Annotated in this window: 14 protein-coding genes; 9 read left to right on the top strand and 5 right to left on the bottom strand. The window is 41.6% G+C overall.

What is annotated here, in order from left to right:
- The first annotated feature begins 145 nt into the window (after positions 1-145).
- The 3 genes from A3775_RS02100 to A3775_RS02090 all read left to right on the top strand — a co-directional run bounded on the left by A3775_RS02100 (position 146) and on the right by A3775_RS02090 (position 2,437).
- On the top strand, positions 146-1,249 hold the full coding sequence (locus tag A3775_RS02100; RefSeq protein WP_082803657.1) for an EAL domain-containing protein: 1,104 nt from the start codon (positions 146-148) through the stop codon (positions 1,247-1,249).
- 177 nt (positions 1,250-1,426) lie between these two features.
- A complete protein-coding gene (locus A3775_RS02095) occupies positions 1,427-1,885 on the top strand; it encodes a DUF3592 domain-containing protein (protein ID WP_066423650.1) in 459 nt (152 codons plus the stop codon).
- 222 nt (positions 1,886-2,107) lie between these two features.
- The gene (locus tag A3775_RS02090) at positions 2,108-2,437 is read left to right on the top strand and encodes a hypothetical protein (RefSeq protein ID WP_066382431.1); all 330 of its coding nucleotides are present in this window, start codon (positions 2,108-2,110) and stop codon (positions 2,435-2,437) included.
- A gap of 47 nt (positions 2,438-2,484) precedes the next feature.
- Here the strand turns inward: A3775_RS02090 and A3775_RS02085 are convergent, their stop codons facing one another.
- The 3 genes from A3775_RS02085 to A3775_RS02075 form a co-directional block, all read right to left on the bottom strand.
- Positions 2,485-2,811 (bottom strand): DUF2103 domain-containing protein, encoded by a 327-nt coding sequence (locus tag A3775_RS02085; RefSeq protein ID WP_066382432.1) that lies wholly within the window; start codon positions 2,809-2,811, stop codon positions 2,485-2,487.
- 5 nt (positions 2,812-2,816) lie between these two features.
- Positions 2,817-3,143: an ATP-dependent Clp protease adapter ClpS gene (gene clpS / locus A3775_RS02080; RefSeq protein ID WP_066382434.1), complete on the bottom strand. Its 327-nt coding sequence runs from the start codon at positions 3,141-3,143 to the stop codon at positions 2,817-2,819.
- Between the two features lie 161 nt (positions 3,144-3,304).
- Entirely contained in the window at positions 3,305-5,347 is a 2,043-nt protein-coding gene (locus A3775_RS02075; RefSeq protein WP_066382436.1) for an FAD-dependent oxidoreductase, read from the bottom strand.
- A gap of 220 nt (positions 5,348-5,567) precedes the next feature.
- Between A3775_RS02075 and A3775_RS02070 the strand changes: the two genes are divergently transcribed.
- Positions 5,568-7,754: a tetratricopeptide repeat protein gene (locus A3775_RS02070; protein ID WP_066423668.1), complete on the top strand. Its 2,187-nt coding sequence runs from the start codon at positions 5,568-5,570 to the stop codon at positions 7,752-7,754.
- Positions 7,755-8,233: 479 nt separating this feature from the next.
- Positions 8,234-11,368 carry an esterase-like activity of phytase family protein gene (locus tag A3775_RS02065; RefSeq protein ID WP_066423649.1) on the top strand — a complete coding sequence of 1,045 codons (3,135 nt, stop codon included), beginning with the start codon at positions 8,234-8,236 and terminating at the stop codon, positions 11,366-11,368.
- Between the two features lie 217 nt (positions 11,369-11,585).
- Here A3775_RS02065 and A3775_RS02060 read toward each other — a convergent pair whose 3' ends face one another.
- Both A3775_RS02060 and thrC read right to left on the bottom strand, forming a co-directional pair.
- Entirely contained in the window at positions 11,586-11,861 is a 276-nt protein-coding gene (locus A3775_RS02060; RefSeq protein WP_066382440.1) for a MoaD/ThiS family protein, read from the bottom strand.
- A 90-nt stretch (positions 11,862-11,951) separates the two neighbouring features.
- Positions 11,952-13,256, bottom strand: coding sequence for a threonine synthase (gene thrC, locus A3775_RS02055; protein WP_066382442.1), 1,305 nt, complete (start codon positions 13,254-13,256; stop codon positions 11,952-11,954).
- 643 nt (positions 13,257-13,899) lie between these two features.
- Between thrC and A3775_RS02050 the strand changes: the two genes are divergently transcribed.
- From A3775_RS02050 to A3775_RS02035, 4 genes are all read left to right on the top strand, one after another.
- Positions 13,900-16,470, top strand: a complete 2,571-nt coding sequence (locus A3775_RS02050) for a hypothetical protein (protein ID WP_066382444.1) — start codon at positions 13,900-13,902, stop codon at positions 16,468-16,470.
- A gap of 8 nt (positions 16,471-16,478) precedes the next feature.
- Positions 16,479-17,045 carry a DUF11 domain-containing protein gene (locus A3775_RS02045; protein WP_066423666.1) on the top strand — a complete coding sequence of 189 codons (567 nt, stop codon included), beginning with the start codon at positions 16,479-16,481 and terminating at the stop codon, positions 17,043-17,045.
- 118 nt (positions 17,046-17,163) lie between these two features.
- Positions 17,164-18,723 carry a DUF11 domain-containing protein gene (locus tag A3775_RS02040; RefSeq protein WP_066423648.1) on the top strand — a complete coding sequence of 520 codons (1,560 nt, stop codon included), beginning with the start codon at positions 17,164-17,166 and terminating at the stop codon, positions 18,721-18,723.
- On the top strand, positions 18,720-22,475 hold the full coding sequence (locus tag A3775_RS02035; RefSeq protein WP_066423647.1) for a hypothetical protein: 3,756 nt from the start codon (positions 18,720-18,722) through the stop codon (positions 22,473-22,475). The genes A3775_RS02040 and A3775_RS02035 overlap by 4 nt, the downstream gene beginning before the upstream one ends.
- Positions 22,476-22,477: the final 2 nt, after the last annotated feature.

Below are 22,477 nucleotides of genomic sequence, written 5' to 3'. Positions count from 1 at the left end.
AAAACTTTATGCTTTAAGTAATATCTACATGGTCGAGCCGATTTAAAATATTTGATAATTCATAGATTGCATTAATTGCTCAGTTTCGGTATATAGTTAATGCTCTATCTGTTTCCAGAGTTTAAAGAATAAATATGAGTTTTTTATGAGCAAAACATCATTGAACAACAAAACTTGTACCTGTCGCCATACTGCACGCTGTCACGCCAAGGAAGCTGGCAAACTCTTTGTCTGGTTTCCCGTTGAACATACGTTAAAGAAAGTGATTAACTCCTTACAGCAATGTGCTGTTAAGTATGAATTAATACATGACAAACCGATGTTGAGTTTGGACTGTAAAATTGGGCAAGCCCAAGAAATTGCCTCTCGTGTAGGGCAACTCCTCACACCGATAGAATTAAAAGAAACACAAGTCTTATTTATTAGAGGTACTATTCAACCTCAACTCCAAGATTTTAGTGACATAGCCTCCTTGCAACAGTTTATCAAGTTCACTCAGTCTGACTGGTTGCTGGAAATGTTGGAAAAGGAAAAATTCACCAGCTACTTCCAACCAATTGTTTCCATGAAGAATACATCCCAAATTTATGGATATGAGGCACTGTTGCGGGGGATAGATGCACAAGGCAATTTAATACCCCCAGCGCAAATTATAGAGTCAGCGACGGAAGCCGGACTTCTACCGCAACTAGATCGCATTGCCCGCCTCAGTTCCATTGCTCAGTTCAGCCGTCATCAAGTGAGTGGAAAAGTCTTCATCAATTTTTCACCAACTGCACTTTATGATCCGGTGTCTTGTCTACGGAGTACAGTAGAAGCCATCAACCGAGCAGGTATTTCTTATGAACGGGTTGTCTTTGAAGTGGTGGAGTCAGACACGCCGCAAGATTTAGAGCATCTCAAGGCTGTTCTCAAATACTACCGAGATGCGGGTTTTGCTATTGCTCTTGATGACATTGGTTCTGGTTATTCTAGCCTGAACTTACTGCATCAGTTACGTCCAGATTTGATTAAATTGGACATGGAGTTAACTAGAAATGTACATTTAGATCCATATAAAGCTGCGATTACTGAAAAAGTTTTAGAAATTGCACAACAGTTAAACATTCTGACTGTGGCTGAAGGAATTGAGTGTATTGATGAACTCAATTGGTTGCGAGAACGAGGCGCAACTTTTGCTCAAGGATATCTTATTGCTAAACCCAGTCCTATACCTGTCAATGAAACTCTAGCTACATCTAGTTTCTAAGTTCTTCACACAGTCGTCGTAGTTTTGTCAAATTGTTGCCATAACTTTTTGGCATATTAAATGATGTATTTGCTTACAAATTGCTTTTTTTGGGTTATAAGGTAGGTTTTCCTGCCTTTTTTTGTTTATAGTCATTTTAATAAAAGATTGTAATACGCTATACCTAAGTTGAAAAATATGGATGATACAAAGTTTTTTCGGATGTTTGGCTCTATATTTGCTGGTGTTGGCAGTATCTTCGCCGTTACAGGCATCATAATTACGTTCAATACTCGTTCTTTTGTAGCTACATCTGTAACTACTCAAGGAACTGTCATTGACTTAATTCCACGTTCATCTAGTAGTAGTAGGAGTGTTGTCTACTATCCAGTGGTAAGATTTACTCCATCCTCTGGTGATCCTATTACATTTGCAGCTAATTCAGGTAGTAATCCACCGGCACACACTAGAGGTGAGCAGGTTGAAGTGCTGTACAATCCGCAAAAGCGGGATTCAGCTATGATTAATTCTTGGTTGAGTCTATGGTTCCTACCTGTGATGTTTACTGGTATGGGTTCACTTTTTGTAGTGATTGGAGGAGTGGCGTTAGTGAAATCTTTTCCTTGGATGCTAAGTTTTAAGTCAGATAAATCGTGATTGAGGTATGGCGATCGCCACAATCACAACAATATTCCAAACTCAAAAAATATATACTTAATTTCACAATATTTAAAGTTATATTAGTTACTTCAAACTAATATATTTGTTGTTGCATTTGTTTACATATTTTGCATTGTTATATTGCAGTTTGTAACTATTTTGTGTAATCCCAAAGAATATTCCTTTAGACTGAATTTCAATTGTGAAAAATAGGGATGAATGCAAATGCACACAAGCAGTTTATTATGTCACGGGTTTGTAGTTGCTGTTTCATTTGTGGCTTGTATTATTGGTTTATTATTACTGTGGGATGAAAAAAACAGTCAGAATGATGAACGCGCAGAAACAGAAGTGATTTTATTTAGAATGATCTTCACTTACTGGCTGGTTTATTGTGTGGCGTTTGGTTTAGAGAAGATGGTCTTCTCTAATTTTGAACCTGTAATCATGACTTTAAAAATAACTACTGCTTTGTCATATTTTTTAACTTTTTCTTGTATCGTCAGTTTGCCACTACACAGATTTGCCATCCACGAAGTTGAAGAGTAGACAGTAATCATCAATAGTGGTGGTTTTAAGACCTTGATTGTAAAATATCAGGAATTCTTCATGGCGATCGCAATTAATTCTGTGAGTTTATCCTGACTTAAAGTAGTCAGGATAAATACCTCTTGTACCGTCTTACCGTGTCGCGCAATTACTTTGTAACCACCACGAATAGGTACAGACACACGCAATTGCATTTTTGGCGCATGGCCTTTAACTCTGCCAATTACGCCGGGCGTGATGGTGTTGATGCCATCTTGCTGACACAGGCGTTCTAAAATTGGAATCAAACCGGGAAGATGAGTTGAGTGGTTCCAGACTAATCTACCATCTTTACGAGCAGCAGCTTTTGGGGTTTCTGAGGAGGGTTTACCCATGAGAATTAAGCCGCCTCTAATGGAGCCATCGTTAATCCAGCCCGACGCAATTGTTGATGATACAATTCTGCTGGTTCTTGCGGGCCTACCCAGACAATAGCTTGTCCTTCATAATGTACCTGATTAGTTAAGTCCCAAGCCAAATCACTGGTCATCCCTGGTATATACTTCATTAAACACTCAGCCACGTGCTGAAAAGTATTAAAATCATCGTTTAAAACAATCACCTTATAATTCGGATAAGGCTTCTTGACAACTTGACTAGACTTTTCTGGAGTTACAGTTGGTGCTGTAGCCATAGCGAAAGCCACTGCTGAAAGTGTTTTAAGCATAAAGCAGTTAACCAACAGAATTTTACAAAACTACACTACAAATATCTAGTTTAGTCCATGTTGGGGAATGGGGAATGGAAGGGACTGGAAGGGACTGGGGGAGAGAAACTAATGACTAATGACCAATGACTAATGACTAATGACTAATAACTAATGACTAATTACCGCCAATCTTCCCAATTTTCGTTAAAAATGGAAGTATCAGGGAAAGCAGTAGGGTTGTTGTTTTGTTCTAATAGTCGTTTGAGGGCTTGTAATTGGGGTTCGGCTTTGGGTAAGTCGTCTACAAGCTGGTAGGGTGCAACGTTATTTTTTAAAGCAAAAGCCGCAACTGTTCCCGCCGCCGCACCGGCAGACCATTCAAAGGAATGCACCCGATAAGCCGCCGCCGCAATGTGACTGGTAGCAATACTTTTACCACCTACTATCAAATTATCAATTTTTTGGGGAATCATCGCCCGGAGTGCAATTTGGAAAGGGTATGCTTGTCCAGCCCCGCGCCTTTCACCAGGATATTCTTTATTACCGGGGGCTTCTGGGGGACTGTTCACCATGCAAGGATGAAAGTCAATGGCGTAGTGACCAATACCTACAGCATCGGGGAAAATGGTAGAACGAGTTCGCTGCATGACTTTTTCTGGGGGAATTTGCCCAGAAATTACCGAAGTCGCTTCTAAACCTGCCAAGGCTGCTTTTAACTGACGATACATAGCTGGTGGCAGGGTTTGGCGATAATACTGATCATTATAGTTGCGGCGTGAAATATCAATTTCCCAAATTGTAAAGCCTCCCGGTTGTCCCCAACTCGGACGGCCGATAATACGTCGCCCTTCCCGCATATAAGGATATTTCGATAAACCGTGGACTGTTCCCATTGGGGAATTTAACCCGGATAAAAAGCGGTTATTGGTTTGTTGACGCTTCACACCTGACCCTAACTGTGAGTCTGTAGTTCCAGCTACTAACCAGTAATAATAAGATAAGGCGTGTTCCTCTGCTTTACCTAAAGTTTCCGTCCGCAGTCCACCCAGCCAACCACCGGGTTTTAATTGTCCTGTCGCTTGTAATTGTTGGCGAGTATAAATTAAATTATCCTTAGCTGTACCGGGGCGGTAGTCGTTCCCCCAAGTCCAGTTTTGCATGGAGATGTCGCCAGGGGTGGGGGCTGTAAAATTTATACCGCCGAATCTTTTAGGTTCTCCTGCGGTGGGACTCCAAATACGGCGATAGGTGAAGACTAAACCAAAGTCTGCGAGACGTTGTAATTCATAGCTAAAATAGGGAGAGTATTGTAAATAAAATGGGGGCATTTTTTGCGGTATGGGTTCTGCTGTCGCCTCCATTGCAAAGGTGTAAGTAAAGCCTTGAGTACAATAAGGGTTATTGCTGGTGCTAGAAGCTGAAGGTTCTAGGAAGGAACGTCCGTCAATACCGAGTCTGTAGGGAACATCGGCTAAACCAACAATTTCTCCGGTTTCGCTAGCATCAACGACATACCATTTAGGTGCGTTTCCTTTGGTTTGTTTGGGAACTAAGCGAATGATAGTTTTAGTAAACCGAGATGAATTTTGATAACGATAAGCGTCTTCAATAGTTTGTGAGAGGGGAAAGGTGTTGAGAGGTGGCGCGCCTTTGGCTGGTTGATGTTGGATTGCGATCGCGCTATTAATTAATTGTCCAGTTGTATGAGCATTTTTCCCGGCTGGCGAAATTTCCAAGTCTTTAACCACCGTGTTGGGAAACCATTCCAGCTTACCTCTACCTCGTTTTTCCGCATCTTTGAGCATCTGCCTGGTAATTTCATGAGCATCACGCGGTAGAAAACAAGAGTCACTCACCCAGCATTCCCCAGGATTCAGTTTACCGTACTTCTTCTGGATGCGGTTTCGCAGTTCCAAATAACCGCGAGAATAGAATTGCAAGCGGCGTTGAGTGGGACGTTCATCTAATGCAGATGTCCCTTGTGAAGAAATTTGTCCCCCCAACCAGTCAGTTATTTCTGTTAAACAAACCTTTTTTCCGGCTAGCAAACCTTCATAAGCTGTAGCAACACCAGAAAGTCCCCCACCTACTACTAAAATGTCACAATTTACCGTTTTATCTGCGTTTCTCGGTGGTGCAGCGACAACGGCAGATAATGGTACTAAGTAGCTAGAGATTAAGCTAAGACTGATGAGTGAGGTTAATTGGTGTCTGCACTTCATGATCTGATAACTGTGTCTATGCTGTCCGAACTTGTAGACGTTATCATTCTATGAAGGTTCATGACAACTTGAAAGTTTGTAGTAAGTGGCTCTAGCCCTTTATGGTTGAGAGAGGACTAAAGTCCTCACTACAAACTACCCACCGTTAACAAGCAAATTCTGTTATAGATTAGGAAATAACCACACTGGAAAAACTGACCAATATATCAGGATGGTTGTGATGAAGAGCAAGAACCAGATTATTTTATCCTTATTTGTGAAAAGCGTCATCGTCTTTTCACCCTTGCTGCTGTCTGCTGAGATGAGCAGTGGACAAACTACACCATCCACCTCTAAACAACAGATTAATTCTGAGATAATAGCGCAAGTTCCAGCACAAACCAATGTTACTGAGCAAATACCAGCAGATTTTGAGCGAGCCTTTAACCGTACTACGATTTTGCTGAATATTTCGTTAGTTATTTTAAGTTTATTTCCAGTTGTCATCATTGCTTTATGTTGGCTATTGCGGCGAGTCGCTATTCGCGAAATTGTGGATAGAGCTATGACACAGTTGCAAGGTGTGGAAAAATTAGAAGGACAGTTAACTCTCGTTAAGCAAGATGCGGAAAATCTGATTCAAGAAGCTAAAGGTATTACTCGCGCTTTAGAAAAGGAAGCGGAAGCTTTACAACAAAAAATTAAAACTGAACATGATAATTTAGATTTTGTTACATCAGAACTTTTGCAAGCTAAGGCGGATAATTTAACTAAAATTACTACGGAAGTTACAAATTTTCAAAGAAAGATAGAAAATTTATTATCTCAAGTTGAGCTAGATACTCAGCATCAAAAAGATAGCACGGTAGAAAATATCAGGAAGGTAGAATCAGAGCTTGCTTATCAATTTTCAGAGGTACAGCAAGATACTGAGCGACAAAAAAATTCAGTTCTAGAAGATTTAGAAAAAACTAAGTTTGAATTTCAAACTCAGTTAGCAAATTTATATGCTGATTCTGATAAGCAGAAAGATGAGATTTTTGTGAGCTTAATGAATTTACAATCAGAATTTGCGGTGAATTTGGCTGCTTTAGAGGACGATGTACAGCAACAAAAAGATATTAAGCTAGAAAATCTGCAAGTTATCGCTAATGAGTTTAAATCTCATCTATCAACTTGGGAAGTTGAGACACAGCAACATCGAGATAATATAGTTGAAAATTTAACTAAGTTACAGTCACAATTGGCGCAGCAGGTTGATAATTCTCAGTCAGAAGTCAAGAGTCAGCAAGAGAAAGTATTACAAAATCTCTTAGAATTGGAGAATGTATTTAAAGCGCAAATTGAGGAAGTAGAATCACAAATTACGCAAGAGTTAACAAAGTTACAGTCTGATTTTGCTGCTCAATTAGCTGAGTTACAGGTAGAGGTGCAGCATCGCAAGCAGCAAATTATCGAAAATTTAGAACAATCAGGTTCAGAGTTTGTTTCCCAGTTTTCCGAGTTACAATTAAATGCTCAACAGCAAAAATTTGTGATTTTAGAAAAGCTGGAGAAGTTAGAAACAGAATTCGTTTCTCAACTGTCTGAGTTGCAGTTAGATGCTCAACAACGTAAGGATACAATTTTACAGGAATTGTCGGAGGTTAAACCCACAGCTACCCCCGCACAGGAAGTAAGACAAGAAACACAACCAACAAGAGAACCTGAAGCAAGACAAAGCAATGCTGAGGAGTATATCCAACAGGGTGATGCTTTGTTTGCTCAAAAACAATATGAGGATGCGATCGCAGTTTATGAACAAGCGGTCAAAACCCAGCCAGATAATGCGGTAATCTGGTTAAAATGTGGTCTAACTTTCGCCAGATTGCAACGCTATAAACAAGCTATAGGTGCTTATAATCGAGCCATTAAAATTTTACCAGAATATCATCAAGCTTGGTGCGATCGCGGTGTCGCTTTTGGCTATTTAGGAAGACATCAAGACGCATTTCAATCTTTTGAACAGGCGGTAAAAATTCAACCAGATGATGCGGTTGCCTGGATGAATCGCGGTCTAGCTCTGATAGAATTAGAACAATACGAAGAAGCGATCGCCTCCTTCGACAAATCCCTAGAATTACAACCCAACTCTGCTAAAGCATGGAATAAACGCGGTTACATTCTCGTCAGATTAGGGCGTGATAATGAAGCCATCAAATCTTTTGACAAAGCCATAGAAATTAAACCAGACTATGCCATAGCCTATTATAACAAAGCCGCCTGTTTTGCCCTGCAAAGAGAACTACAATTATCCCTAGCCAGCCTAGAAACAGCCATTAGCTTAAATCCCAAATATCGAGCAGAAGCAGCAACCGATATAGATTTTGATGATATTGCAGATGATGAGGACTTTAAAAAATTAATAGCCAATGAAACCCTGCAATAACTCAATATCTTACACTCAGGTGTAACTGTATAGTTAACAGAGCGAAATTATAGCAGATTGCCACCGGATAGAATACAGATTCATCCGTTTACCCTGCGGTATCTTTCTACATCTGCGTCCATCTGCGTCCATCTGCGTTCAATTATTAAAAATTGCCGCAGCTTGACATCAATTCTTAACTAAACACTACCTATCAGATAGCCAATTCTTAACCTAGACGTGTCATTTTATCAGGCGTGGTATTCCGTCAGTGAAGTACATGAGATTTTAGTCAAGTGGTGAAAGTTAAATTCAACTGCTGAAGCATGAGATTAGCCAACTTTAATGGGTTTGTTGATTAAATTGAGCTAAATCATGACAACAGCATCAATAAACTTCATCTTTCACCAATCATCTATGTACGACGGAGAAATATTTGCAAACCGCAGGTATATTCTTTTTCACGTTCAGTTTAAGGTTGTGAGGAAATTGCAGAAGTTATGGCTATCATCAAAGGCACTACCAACAGCGATAGTTTAAATATCCAAGATGCCAATGCTGATCTTGTCCTTGGTTTAGCAGGTAATGATAACATCGATGTCATCACTGACAATGGCGACGAAATTGTTAGTGGTGGTTTGGGTGACGATGAACTGTTTGTTAAAATTGGCGATCGCGCCTTTGGTGATTATGGCAATGATACCCTAACCTCTGACCCCCAAGGTGATGTCTCCAGTGCTAACCGTTTGTTTGGCGGTTCTGGAAATGATATCTTATTCCCTGACCAAGATGATTTAGTCTCTGGTGGTTCTGGTAACGACACCCTGTATGCAGGTAGAGGTGGTAATACCCTACGTGGTGGATTGGGTAATGATGTATTTTGGTTAGCTAATGCGGAACGTCCCACCAACCCTAACCGCATTACCGACTTTAACCCCATTGAAGACACCCTCCGCATCAATTTAGAAGGTGTGCAAAGCTTCAATGATTTAGTCATCACTGCTGACGGTAATCATGTCGTTATCAACACAACAAATAGCACCGTTCCCCTAGCGACTATCGAAAACATCCAGCCAGAGGATCTGACTGCCAATAATGTTCTAATTGATAACAATGCTGGCAACAACACGGGTATTGCTCCCCTAGATGATAAAGTCAGAGGTGCGGCAAGAATTACCTTTATTGGGCAAGACTTATTAGATGATAATGGCTTAACCACAGATAACCAAGGCAGAATTCAGTTTCTTGACCCAGTAACAGGAAATAATACCACCGTTGGCGGACTCTCTGGGATTACCTATGATCCAGTTGAGCAAGTCTATCATGCAATTTCCGACGATCGCAGCAACATTAACCCCGCCAGATTTTACAGTCTCACCATTGACCTCAGCGATGGTAGTTTAAACAATGGTGATGTCAGTATCACCCGCGTCACTAGCTTATTAGATGAAAACGGTGATCCTTTTGCTGCCAATAGTCTAGATCCAGAAGGCATTGCCTGGACTGATAATGGTACTGTATTTGTCTCCTCAGAAGGGGATGCTAATAATTCTATTGCTCCCTTTGTGCGTGAGTTTTCCTTAGCCGGGGGACAATTACAAAACTTTGTAGTTCCTGAGAAATTCCTTCCCCAAGCTAACCAAGGTATTCGCAATAACCTAGCTTTTGAAAGTTTAACCCTCACCCCTGATCAACGCTTCTTATTTACCGCCACCGAAAATGCTTTAATTCAAGATGGGGAAACAGCCAACGCTACAGATGGCAGTTTCGTGAGAATTATCCAGTACGATCTCACTGGTACAGTTCCCCAGGTGGTGAAAGAATTTCTTTACCAAACTGATGCAATTCCCCCTGTAGACAACAGTAACAGCGTTGATACTAACGGGTTAGTGGATTTGGTAGCTATCGATAATACAGGTAGTTTACTAACATTAGAGCGAGCTTTTACGGCGGAGGGAGGCTATAGCGGCAAAATCTACGAAATTCGTCTACAAAACTCGCCCGATATCAGTAATCTTGCCTCTGTCTCAGATGCAGATATCACCCCAGTCAGCAAACGTTTATTATTCGATTTATCAACTCTGGATATCCAGATTGATAATATAGAAGGGATGACACTAGGGCCTGTATTACCCAATGGTAAACGCTCCTTAATTATCGTCAGTGATGACAACTTTGATAGTTTTGGCCCCCAGAATAATCAAATTCTAGCTTTTGAAATCAATATTGGTGAACCACCAGTCTTTCTGAATGATGCTTTACCTGATTTGCTGGAAAGAAGTCCAGCCGGTACTATTGTCGGTAATGTGTTAGTTGATGACCCAGATTCAGACGATGATCTACTCACTTATGCGATTACAGGTGGTAATCTGGATTTAGATGATGATGGTAATCCTGCTTTTGTAATTGACAGCAGTACCGGACAAGTTCAGGTTAACGACAGTGACGATATTGATATCGATAGATTTGAGCAAGAACCAAAATTCGATTTAGAAATCACTGTCATTGATGCTGATGGGATAACTAATACAGGTAATATTGCTATTGACTTAAAGCCACAGTTTGGCTTTGAGAAAAACCAAGATGGCAAAAATGGTTTATTCCGCTTGCGGGGTGACACAACTATTGAGTTAACTGTCAACACCGTCAGCACTAACCAGACAAATGAAATCTTAATGTTTACGGTGGATGATGCCAACGGTAACATCTTTCAAAGAGATAACAATGGCAACATAGTTACAGATAACCAGGGTAATCCGATTTTGATTAGTCCAGATAATCTTAATTATCTGACTCAAATTATTGCTAACCATCGCTTTACTTCGGGGTTGACACAGGTAGCTTTTTCTGTATTGGCTAGCGATAACCCTAGTGGTTTACCTAGTGGTTTCTCTGTGAGTGGTTTAAGTCGTGCTTTGGAATTTGGCGCAGGAACTCGTCTCGGCTTTATGTTAATTGCTGATGGTACTGTTCAGGAATTGCAAAACGGGTTAACTCGTCAAGTGTTTTTCTCTAATCTCAATGGTGTAGAGGTGGAAAACTTCCCATCCGCAGACTTCCGAATCAAGTTTAAAGACAGAAGCACAGGCGCGTTTGATGCGTTAGTGCTACAAATAAAAGAACAACCCCCCGGATTGATGAAGAAAGGTACAGCACTACAAATGCAATCAGGTTTGGAAGTGATTGATTTGCGGGGAGAAGCAGACAGTCTGGTGAGAATTACAGTTAATAACGAGGCGGCTTTCTCTAATTTTGTCGGCTTCTATGCAGCAGTCAATGAGCAAGGCGGTATTCGTCGCGCTAATGGTACAATTGCTTTACCTGGTGATAGTGACTATACTCAATTGGCAGTTAATCAACGGTTGAATGTCTCGATTACTAAATCAGCGAATGTGATTAACAATGTCACGCTGACTGGGGATAGTATTCTAGTGCCGTTTATTGTTGCCAATGATGACAACTTGAGTAATGGCTTTGATATCAGTCAAGTTTACTTCCCCTTCTTGGGTGCTAACAGCGATCGCTCGGAACATATCCGCTTATTAGGCGATAATGTGTTTGGGTTTGAAGATTTACCCAATGGTGGCGATCGCGATTTTGATGACATGATTATCCAAATCGACTTTATCGCCTAACCATCGGCAACATATACAAAAAGCATGAGTAATCTACACTACTCATGCTAAAAACAGTTGACATCTGAATCTCTCCTAATTGCGAAGGGAGGAGAGACTAAAAACCTTTTTGCTGATAAAGATATTGTTACTCAGTTGCATTATCTCTCTAGAGGTTTAGCAATGCTAAACCCCTACTCTCTATGACTGCAACTCGGTATAAGCAAATAGCACCCTATCAACCACCCGCCACAGCAGGAACAATACTCACCTCATCACCATCTTTTAAAGGTGTAGCTGTGCCATCCAAAAAGCGGATATCTTCACTGTTGACATATAAATTTAAAAAACGTCTTGGCTGTCCATTGTCATCGCACAACCGTGCTTTAATACCAGGAAAGCTTGATTCTAAAGCGTCTAACAGTTCAGCAATGTTGCTCCCACTAGATTCTAGAGTAGCTTGATTATTTGTGAGAGTTTGCAGAGTAGTGGGTACTAAAACTTTTACAGCCATAGTGAATTAATCGTGATCAGTTGTGAGATGTTTGTTAGCTATCAATAGTCATTATTCCAATCCTAATGACTATTGACTCATGACTAATAACTAAACCAGAACTTGTTGCCATTCTAAGCGGTCTAAAGTCCGAGAACGTTCTAATGCACGTTCAAAACTATCTAGTTTAGCATCAATTGTCAAAGGTTCACCAATATAGCCTTGTACAGCTTCTTGGGTTTTCAAACCGTTGCCAGTAATGTAAACCACAGTGGTTTCATCTGGATCAATTTTGCCAGCTTCTACCAATTTTTTCAGAACAGCAATGGTAGTTCCCCCAGCCGTTTCGGTGAAGATACCTTCTGTTTCAGCTAATAGCTTGATACCTTCGATAATTTCGGCATCGGTGACAGATTCTATATTACCGCCAGTCTTCTTGGCAATCTCAACAGCGTAAACACCATCTGCGGGATTACCAATCGCAATTGATTTAGCTATTGTATTCGGTTTCACTGGTTTAATAAAGTCGCGGTCTTCTTTAAATGCTTCGGCGATAGGTGAACAACCTTCTGCTTGTGCGCCACTAAAGCGGACTGACTTACCTTCTACTAAACCAACTTCTACAAATTCTTGGAAACCTTTATAAATTTTGGTGAATAGTGAACCAGAAGCCAAAGGTGCAACTATATGATCTGGTAGTTCCCAACCTAATTGTTCTGCCACTTCATAGCCTAATGTTTTAGAACCCTCAGAATAGTAGGGACGCAAATTAATATTGACAAAACCCCAACCATGTGTATTCGCTACTTCTGAACAGAGGCGGTTTACTTGGTCATAATTACCTTTAACAGCCATCAGGGTAGGACTGTAGATCAAGCTACCCAAAACTTTACCAGCTTCTAAGTCTGAGGGGATGAATACACAACAGTCTAAACCAGCATGGGCGGCGATCGCAGCTGTGGAGTTAGCCAAATTACCCGTACTAGCACAAGAAACTGTAGTGAAACCCAACTCCCTAGCACGGGAAAGGGCGACAGATACCACCCGATCCTTAAAGCTGAGGGTGGGCATATTTACCGCATCATTCTTAATATATAGTTTGTTTAGACCCAGGCGACGGGCTAGACGGTGGGAACGCACCAAGGGAGTCATACCTGTTCCCACATCAATTACATTGTCAGTTGCGACAGGCAAAAAGGGACGATAACGCCAAATCGAATTAGGCCCCGCTTGAATTTTTTCACGAGTTACAGACAGACGCAAAGCATTGTAGTCATACTTCACTTCCAAAGGCCCAAAGCAGAACTCACATACATGACTAGCCTTGAGTTCATATTCCGCGCCACATTCCTTACACTTCAAAGCACTAAAAGCGGCGTTGGTGGCTGTGGTAGGTTTGGATACTGCCTGAGTCATAGTAACTATTTTTCCCTGTTTGTCTGTCAACTGTGCCTGAATAGTAACACGAGTAAAAATACCCGTCAAACATACCCGACTATTTTTGTCGGATTTTACTAAAACATTTAATATACAAGGGTTTTGACTGGTTTTACACTAAATTTACCAATTCAAAACAGAAAATCAATTTTAAGAAATTAGAGAAATTAATCTTTAGCCTTAACCTGTCTAAATATGTTATGTCATATTTTACCAGGGAATATACAGAATAAAAAATGTTTTCAAATATAATAAAATCACTTAAATTAACTAGGATTATTTAAGTATATTTACAGTTTTATTTTTCTTCAGAGCTTTTAATAGCAGTATTTACACTGGTTTAAAATCAGCAGACTTTGATTTAATATTTTCAAGCGATCGCTATGTGCCGAGTCATCAAATTTATATCAGTAAATCAAACTGCATTAACCAGAAACTGCTAACAACTAACCCAGTAAACAAAATATTCTGGCAAAACACAGTAATTTTAGTTACTGTGAATTCAACTAATTAGTAGATAAATACCTGTAATATTCAGCACTTTTATAATTTGGCGAATTAGAGGTATTTTGCATCTATTGTGCTTGATACCCAGCGTCATGCTATCCAGTGACTACACACGATGAAATCCCGTCAAAAATTGAATCAGGCTAAAACATCAAGACTTCACCCGGCTTTAGTGACAACCGCACTTCTAGCAAGCGGTTTTTTCCAATTTGTCTCCCCTGCTTTAGCTCAAACAACTAGCGCAGGTACAGTTATCAACAACCAAGCAACAGCTACTTACGAAGATCCTAATAACCCACCTGATCCGAATAATCCTAATGACCCTAGAAGACTAAATACTACTTCTAACACCGTAACCGTGACTGTGGCGGAAGTAGCGGGTATTTCTGTAGTAGCTGGTACACCTGTAGATAACAACGCTGGAACTATTCAAACGGGTGATCTCATATATTATCCCTTTACGATCACCAACGTTGGTAATGATCCAACTCGCTTCCAAATTCCTACCCAAGCTGGTATCACAGGCCCAGGTACAGTAGGCACATTACAATACAGTACCAATGGGACATCATGGACAGATGTTCCTAATGGTGGATTTACTACAGCTTCCATACCAGTTAATGGAACAATACAGGTAAGAGTACCGGTAACAGTAAATTCCGGTGTTACACCTGGTCAAACGATTAAAGTTACTTTAGGGGAAACTACACCGGCTGAAACCGCAACTAATTCTCCACGAGCCGGATCGGTGAATGACAACAGAGACGTTTATACTGTAGATAACCTGAATGGTACACCTGAAGAAGTTACAGGTTTACCGGCTAATGGTGTAGTAGAAGGCAGTGCAGCAGCCTCCATAACTGTTTCTCCGAAGTATTATTCTTTGGCTACCATACTCAAAACTCGTGGCAATTATAGCAATAACGGTACACCAGGAGATATCACAGACGATACCATCGACTACAATTTGAGTCTGCGAGTTGAGTCTAGCGATGTGACAGGACAAAGTATCACTCCCTCACCTTTAGCGGGTTCTACCGTACCTGGTCTTCCTGGGAGTAATATTTTAGTTGCTGATGCTATTCCTTTTGGGACGCAACTAGCAGTAGCACCAACAGTTCCCACCGGTTGGCAAGTAGTCTACTCTACGACTCCTGTCACCACATCTGCCAATGTAGCCACCTGGACAACAGTACAACCAGGAGATTTAGGTACAGTAACGCGCATTGGTTTTATTAAACCCACTACAGACGGTGATACCAATACTTACCTTGCTGCTAATGGCCAGTCAACCTCATTCTCCATGCAGTTAAGAGTGAGAACAGGACAAACTGCTCCTCTAACCATAGCCAACATTGCTCAAGTTTTTGGTAAAACCCCAGAAACAAATGCTCCTGTGTTGGATGAGTCTGGTGATCAAAATCCCAGCAACTTTGACGGAACTTCAGGTAACATGACACCCCCATCAAACACAGACACTAATGGGGATAATGTACCTGATCAGTTACCGCCTACTGTACCTGACGGTTATATCACTGATCCAAAAACTGACCCAAGTGATTTAAACACCACCGGAACGGATACTGCTGGTGATAATACTGGTGATACTAACAATCCAGGTGCAAATGCAGGTGGTGAAGCTAACGTCTTTAGCGTGAATGTGTCCTCAGTGGTGAACGGGCCAAACGGTTCGCCAGATGCGGTTGGCCCGACAGACAATAATGATGATTTTACTAATAGGTCTTCCAATGTTCCGGCTAATACTGCTCCAGGTTCAACATTTGACCCAAATGTAATTAATTTTACTAACACTGTGAGAAATAGTGGTACTCAAGCAGACAATATCTCTTTACTACCTACACCACCAGCTAACACAGGTGACTTACAAGTAAATACAGTCGTGACTATATCTGCTAACAATGGTGCCACAATTGCTACTTATACATACAATGGCACGCAATTTAACTTTACCAGTGGTACTGGTCTTGTCGGAGGCAACCCAGTCAGTGCTACTAACCCAGTCAGAATTGATAATGTAGCAGCCAACGGTACAGCTAACTACACTGTCACCGTTGACCTACCACCTACTACTCCACTGTCAACTGATCCTGGTTTTGAAAGCGGTTTTCCTGTACCAATTACAGCATTTATTGACAGCAATAGTAACGGTTTGGCTGATGATGCAGCGTTTAACATTACCATTGACCGGGTATACACTGGCTTCTTACAACTGATCAAACAGTCCCGGATTTTACAGGGAACTGGCCCAGCAGTTCAAGGTACAGATGGTACTTTAAGTACAACACCCAAGACACCCGCGCCTGGAAATATTATTGAGTACGTAATTCAGTACAAAAACATTTCTGAGCCAGCCGTCGGTACTGGTAATGTAATCTTGAATGCTGGCAATGTGGTGATTACTGAAGATGGTACAGCATCACCCAATAACTGGGCAATAGATAACGCACCTAGCAACGGCATAATTGATACCAGTCACGTGCTTGGTTCGGCTCAAGGTGCTGGCACAATTCAATACTTCAGTGGTACCTCTGCTAATAATCTGCTGGCTGGTGAACAAAGTGGTAGTAGTGCAAATAGCGATATCACCAAGTATATAAATACTCTCACTAATCCAGTTGCCCCTGGTCAGACAGGAACATTTACCTTCCAACGCAAGGTTAACTAATTATGAAGATAAAACATTTCTTGATGTCCGGGGTAAGTGCCGGTCTACTGCTGACAACGCTTTCGTTTCCTACTCATTTACCAGGGGTAGTTAGTTGGTGGTCATCTCACAGTGCATTTGCTCAAAGTCCCCAAAAGCAGCAGCCTTTACAGTTGCATTTAAAAGCAGAAAAGCAGATTTTAACAAAGAATCAACAAGGTAAGCAGCAAGTGACTTGGCAAGCTTTGAAAGGTCAAGCACAGGTTAAACCGGGGGATAGATTACGGTATACCGTAACTGGGGAAAATACAAGCGATCGCCCCCTGAAAAATCTCACTCTCAATCAATCCATCCCCAACGGTATGGTATATGTGCTGAAGTCTGCCAATATCAACAATCAAGATGCCAAAATCACCTACAGCATCGATGGCGGACGCAGTTTTGTAGAAAATCCGATCATTAAAGTTACCCTGACTGATGGCAAAGTCGAAACCAAACCAGCCCCGGCAACTGCTTACACTCACATTCGGTTACAAGTACCTTCAATAGCAGCCAAGGCAGTAGTCACCGCAACTTATCAAACTCAAGTACGTTAATTAATAACTTTGGTGCTGTGTTTGGGAAAACTTGATTTTATAGTCAGCCGTTGTTTATGCGTTCATTTTTCAACACCGGCTGATTAGTATTAATTTTTACTTTGTTATAGATGCCTTGATGAGTGAAGGCATTTCAGAGGAGATAAATTCAGTGTTCCGTCCTCGTCAACGCAAAAAAAACACTTCTGGTAGTAATTGGGTGCAAAAGTTAACAGCAACTATTCTCCTGGGAAGTTGCTGGCAGACTATCGTACCCACACCAGCATTATCACAAGCACCTCCTGTTGTTAATCTGATCAATCAAGCTACTTATACTTATACAGATATTTCCAGTAACAATAAATATCAAGGTAATACCAGTCAACTTAATCTGAATTTTGACCCATTAGTTGACCCATTAGGACGGATTTTAGGCTGTGCAGGTGCGATTTTACCAGACTACACAGGTTTTTCTGTGAGTGTATATGAACCTAACCCCAACGATGCCACCGGCACAGAATTAGGACAACTTGTTTCGTTAACACGTACAGAAGTCCCTGATATTCCTAATAATAATATTCCTGGTGGTAAAGCACCAAATAGTGAAAATCTTAATCCCTATTTGATTACAAATAATCCGGCTGGTGTCTATAATTTCTTACTTGATCCGAATAAAGGTCAAACTGACCCAGGTAAAACCTATATTTTTGTAGTTAATCCCCCAGCTAATTCTATTTATCAGCAACGACGCATCAAGATAGAAATTCTCAACCGTACAGGTACAGCTAATAATATTGTGCGATATCTGGCTACTGCTTTAGATGGTCAACCAATTAGACTGACGGGTGAAAATAGAGTAGAAGGCACAATTGTTTTAGTTCCGAATGCAGAGTTAGTGGGATTGGACTTATTAACTTTTGAATTTACCACTAATATGTGCCAAGCCAATCAGATGCAGATGATCAAAACAGGCGATCGCGCTACAGCTGAACCAGGAGATACTGTGATTTATCGCCTATCAGTCAGAAATCTCTCTGATGCGGCTTTAAATAATCTCATGATCACCGATAATTTACCATTAGGATTTAACTTTTTACCTAAATCTGTCCAGGGAGAAATTAATAGTCAGCCAGTTACCATCACATCCACACGCAACGGTAGTACAGTCAGCTTACGTACAGATGCCAATATTCCCATTGGGCAGGTGCTAAATATTGCCTATGCTGCCCAATTAACACCCGATTCTCTCCGTGGTACAGGTCGGAATAGTGCGATCGCCAATGCTCAACGTGCTGATAATCGCTTTAGCATCAAAGATGGGCCAGTCACCCACCAACTCAGGATTCGCCCAGGTATAGTTGCTGACTGTGGCACAATTATCGGTCGAGTGTTTATCGACAAAAACTTTGATGGGGAACAACAAGACGGAGAAGCCGGAATTGCCAATGCAGTAATTTTCTTACAAGATGGCAACCGCATTACTACTGATGCCAATGGTTTATTCTCACTAGCTAATGTTTTACCGGGAAGTCACACAGGAGTATTAGACCTGAGTAGTGTTCCTGGCTACAAACTAGCCCCTAACAAAAAATTCCGAGAACGCAACAGCCAAGCGCGCCTAGTGCGTTTAGAACCAGGGGGTTTAGTCCGCATGAATTTCGCTCTCACTCCCATCTCAGAGGAGGTAGTTAAACCATGAAACCTGTGACTAATTTCCATTTAAGGTTAATGGGGGTGATGGTAGGAGCTTTCAGTAGCGTTTTGTATCCCGCGACAGTTCACGCCAAGAGTAATGATCATCTGTACATGGCATCAGATTTAGACAACCCCAATCTGACAAATGCACCGACATTTCAGGAAACATCTCGACATATTCCCGCTTCTCAACTAGGGAAGCGGGTAAGAGGCTTAAGTCAAACAACCGAATTCAGTACGCACTCCCGCCAACAACAAACACCGCCAGACTTAACAGCAGAAGTCACCACACCCCACGAGGAAAACTTTCAGTTTGCTCAAAACACCATTCCACCATTTCAACCGTCAGCTGATATTGAAGTACCTCAAGGTTTAAGCAGACTCACAGAAATTCCATCCTTTCAACCAGGAAAGGATACAGCCTTACCCAATAGCTTACGTAAATTAATCACAACACCATCAAACACAGGCGATGAATACAAAGAAAATAATTCCCAATCCCTAGTCCCCAGTCCCCCATCTCTAAAAATCCTCACTCCCATTCCTGACAATGTTGTAGATATCCGCGCCACTCAGATAACGGTGCAGTTTCCCGAAGGTAGTCCCATAGAACTACGGGTAAATGGGGAATTAGTAGACTCTTCTTTGCTGGGACGCACAGAAACCGATGCGGATACTGCTTTAGTAACGCAGACATGGTATGGAGTCCCACTCAACGACGGTGTAAATCATATTTCTGCACAAATCATCGGCAGTTCCGAACCACCCGTAACAGTGCGGGTAGTGGTACGAGGAACAGCCAGCAAATTAACTATAGAAACAGTTGAATCTCGGATTTTAGCTGATGCACGTTCAACAGCCACAATTAAAGGTCAACTATTAGATAGCAATGGAAATCTTTCCTATCAAGATACAGTAGTCACTATCATCCCAACGGCGGGAGAGTTAATTGGAACAGACTTCAAACCCGAACAACCAGGATTTCAGGTAGAAGCAAAAGCAGGACAATTTACAGCTACCTTACGCTCAAACCTCAAAGCCCAAACTGTACGCATTCGGGCAGTAGCTAACGATTTAGAAGCCTTTACTCAAATACAATTTGAAACCGCATTGCGTTCTAGCCTCGTGACTGGGGTGATTGATGTGCGTTTAGGCGCAAGAGGGACGAATTATTACGGCAGTTTTCGTGATTTTCTCCGTCCTGATAGCCAGAGAACTACCCAATTAGATTTTCACTCAGCTATTTTTGCTACGGGTAGGATTGGCGAGTGGTTGTTTACTGGTGCATATAACAGTTCTCGTAGTCTCAACGAAGATTGCAACTGTGACAACCGCCTATTTCGTACTTATCAATTTAGTGAACAAAACTATCCTGTTTATGGTGATAGTTCCAAAGTTGATGTAGTTACGCCTTCCATTGATAGTGTCTATCTGCGTTTTGAACGTTCCACACGCATTCCTGGCGTTGCACCTGATTATGCGATGTGGGGAGACTACAGTACAGAAGAATTTGCCCGTCCATCCCAGCAGTTTACAGCTGTAACTCGTCAACTCCACGGCTTTAAAGCTAACTACAACTTAGGCAATCTGCAAATTACAGGCTTCTACGGTAATAATTTAGAAGCTTTTCAAAGAGATACCATTGCACCTGATGGTACTAGCGGCTATTACTTTCTGTCGCGTCGCTTAGTAGTTCCTGGAAGTGAAAATGTCTTTATTGAGTTAGAAGAATTAAACCGCCCTGGTACTGTATTAGAACGGAAAGCATTAAACCGGGGGCCAGACTACGAAATAGATTACGATCGCGGGACTCTATTATTTCGAGAACCAATTCTGCGTACCGACATTGACGCAACAGGACAAGTTCTCGTCCGGCGAATTGTGGTTAGCTATCAATACGACAGTAACAACTCCGATAACAAAATTTATGCAGGTCGTCTGCAATATAACTTTTCCCGCACCCTTAACCAAGAAAGTTGGATAGCTGCTACCTACCTGCGAGAAACCCAAGGAATACGGGGATTTGAACTATATGGTGCAGATGGGATGATTGCTCTTGGTTCTCAAGGTAAATTTACCGCAGAATACGCCCATTCTACCAATGATTCTGACATTATGGGACGGGTAAGCGGCGAAGCTTACCGTTTAGAAGCCGAAGGGCGATTTTTTCCAGGTTTACAAGGTCGCGCCTACTATCGTTACGCTGCTACAGGTTTTGCTAATAACGCTACTATTAGTTTTGTTCCCGGTCAGACTCGCTATGGTGGACAATTAATCGGGAGAGTCTCTAAAACCACAAATATTCGGGTGCTATACGACCATGAAGATAACTTTGGCATTGCACCCCAACCTTTAGATACATTTGAAGAATTATTTTCACCCCGTTCTCAAGCTATACCCGGTAGCCAAGTGGATAATTCTCTCACCACCATTTCGGCGGGAATTCAACAAAGATTCGGGAAAGCCACCATAGATGTCGATTGGATTCGTCGTCATCGAGAAGACAGAATAGCGACAAACGCTGTAGAAAATACAACCGAGCAATTGCGTAGTCGTTTCACCTATTCCCTCACCAATAACCTGACTTTCCAAGCTCAAAATGAGCTAACTTTATCTTCACAAAAAGACATCGTATATGCAGACAGAACTATTTTCGGGCTAAACTGGGCGGTTGTTCCCGGTGTGAATATTAGCCTAGCTCAACAGTTTTACAGTAGCGGTCAAAATTCTGGTAACTCAATTACTAGCTTAAATATTAACGGTGAACACAAACTTGGCACAGATACCACTTTAACGGCTCGTTACTCAATTATCGGTGGTGCTAACGAAATGACTACTCAAGGTGCAATTGGTTTAAATAACCGTTGGATGATTGCACCAGGGTTGAGACTCAATTTAGCTTACGAACACGTTTTTGGTAACTTCTTCCAGCGTACCGCCGCAGGTCAACAATTTGCCCAACCGTTTACACCGGGACAAAGTGCTTCTAGTATCGGCTTTAATGGCGGCGATAGCTACAGTATCGGCTTGGAATATGCGAATAATCCTGAGTTTCAAGCTAGCGCACGTTATGAACATCGCACTTCCTCCGGTGGTTCTAACACCGTAATTTCCGCCGCCGCCGTGGGCAAAATTTCCCGTGCGTTAACAGCTTTAGTCCGCTATCAGCAAGCCAGTTCTGCCAATCAAAAACTGACTGGACTGGGTGATACAGCGAATTTGAAATTAGGTTTAGCTTATCGTCACCCCAAAAACGATAAATTTAACGCCTTATTGCGTTATGAATATCGGCAAAATCCCGCAACTATCCCTGACACCATTTTCTTAGGTAGTGGTACAGGTTCACAAGACCATACCTTTGCTGTCGAAGCCATTTACGCACCCAATTGGCAATGGGAATTTTATGGTAAATATGCGTTGCGAAATAGCACTTCTTATTTAGCTAGTGATTTAGCAGGTACAAGTACAGTCAATCTGGGACAATTCCGTGCTACCTATCGCTTCGGCTATAGCTGGGATTTAGTGGGTGAAGCGCGTGTGATTGGTCAAGCTAACTATACTGAGACAGGCTTGGTAGTGGAAGCAGGTTATTATTTAAGTCCTAATTTGCGTCTGGCAGCTGGTTATGTGTTTGGTAAAGTCGATGACCGAGATTTTTCGGGTACACGTTCTGCGGGGGGGCTGTATTTGGGTTTGACGTTGAAACTTAACGAATTATTTGATGGGTTTGGATTACAGAAACCAGTGGCGCGTTAACG

This window comes from Anabaena sp. 4-3 (genome assembly GCF_001597745.1).
Lineage (GTDB): Bacteria > Cyanobacteriota > Cyanobacteriia > Cyanobacteriales > Nostocaceae > Trichormus.
The sequence above is the reverse complement of the archived record's forward strand: the minus strand, read 5'-3'. Positions and strand labels throughout refer to the sequence as shown.

Bases quoted from the DNA above. Each gene is read 5' to 3' on its own strand.
- A3775_RS02060 (WP_066382440.1), bottom strand. From the start codon at position 11,861: ATGGCTGTAAAAGTTTTAGTACCCACTACTCTGCAAACTCTCACAAAT.
- clpS (WP_066382434.1), bottom strand. From the start codon at position 3,143: ATGCTTAAAACACTTTCAGCAGTGGCTTTCGCTATGGCTACAGCACCA.
- A3775_RS02100 (WP_082803657.1), top strand. From the start codon at position 146: ATGAGCAAAACATCATTGAACAACAAAACTTGTACCTGTCGCCATACT.
- A3775_RS02090 (WP_066382431.1), top strand. From the start codon at position 2,108: ATGCAAATGCACACAAGCAGTTTATTATGTCACGGGTTTGTAGTTGCT.
- A3775_RS02035 (WP_066423647.1), top strand. From the start codon at position 18,720: ATGAAACCTGTGACTAATTTCCATTTAAGGTTAATGGGGGTGATGGTA.
- thrC (WP_066382442.1), bottom strand. From the start codon at position 13,256: ATGACTCAGGCAGTATCCAAACCTACCACAGCCACCAACGCCGCTTTT.
- A3775_RS02095 (WP_066423650.1), top strand. From the start codon at position 1,427: ATGGATGATACAAAGTTTTTTCGGATGTTTGGCTCTATATTTGCTGGT.
- A3775_RS02050 (WP_066382444.1), top strand. From the start codon at position 13,900: ATGAAATCCCGTCAAAAATTGAATCAGGCTAAAACATCAAGACTTCAC.
- A3775_RS02040 (WP_066423648.1), top strand. From the start codon at position 17,164: ATGAGTGAAGGCATTTCAGAGGAGATAAATTCAGTGTTCCGTCCTCGT.
- A3775_RS02085 (WP_066382432.1), bottom strand. From the start codon at position 2,811: ATGGGTAAACCCTCCTCAGAAACCCCAAAAGCTGCTGCTCGTAAAGAT.
- A3775_RS02065 (WP_066423649.1), top strand. From the start codon at position 8,234: ATGGCTATCATCAAAGGCACTACCAACAGCGATAGTTTAAATATCCAA.
- A3775_RS02075 (WP_066382436.1), bottom strand. From the start codon at position 5,347: ATGAAGTGCAGACACCAATTAACCTCACTCATCAGTCTTAGCTTAATC.
- A3775_RS02070 (WP_066423668.1), top strand. From the start codon at position 5,568: ATGAAGAGCAAGAACCAGATTATTTTATCCTTATTTGTGAAAAGCGTC.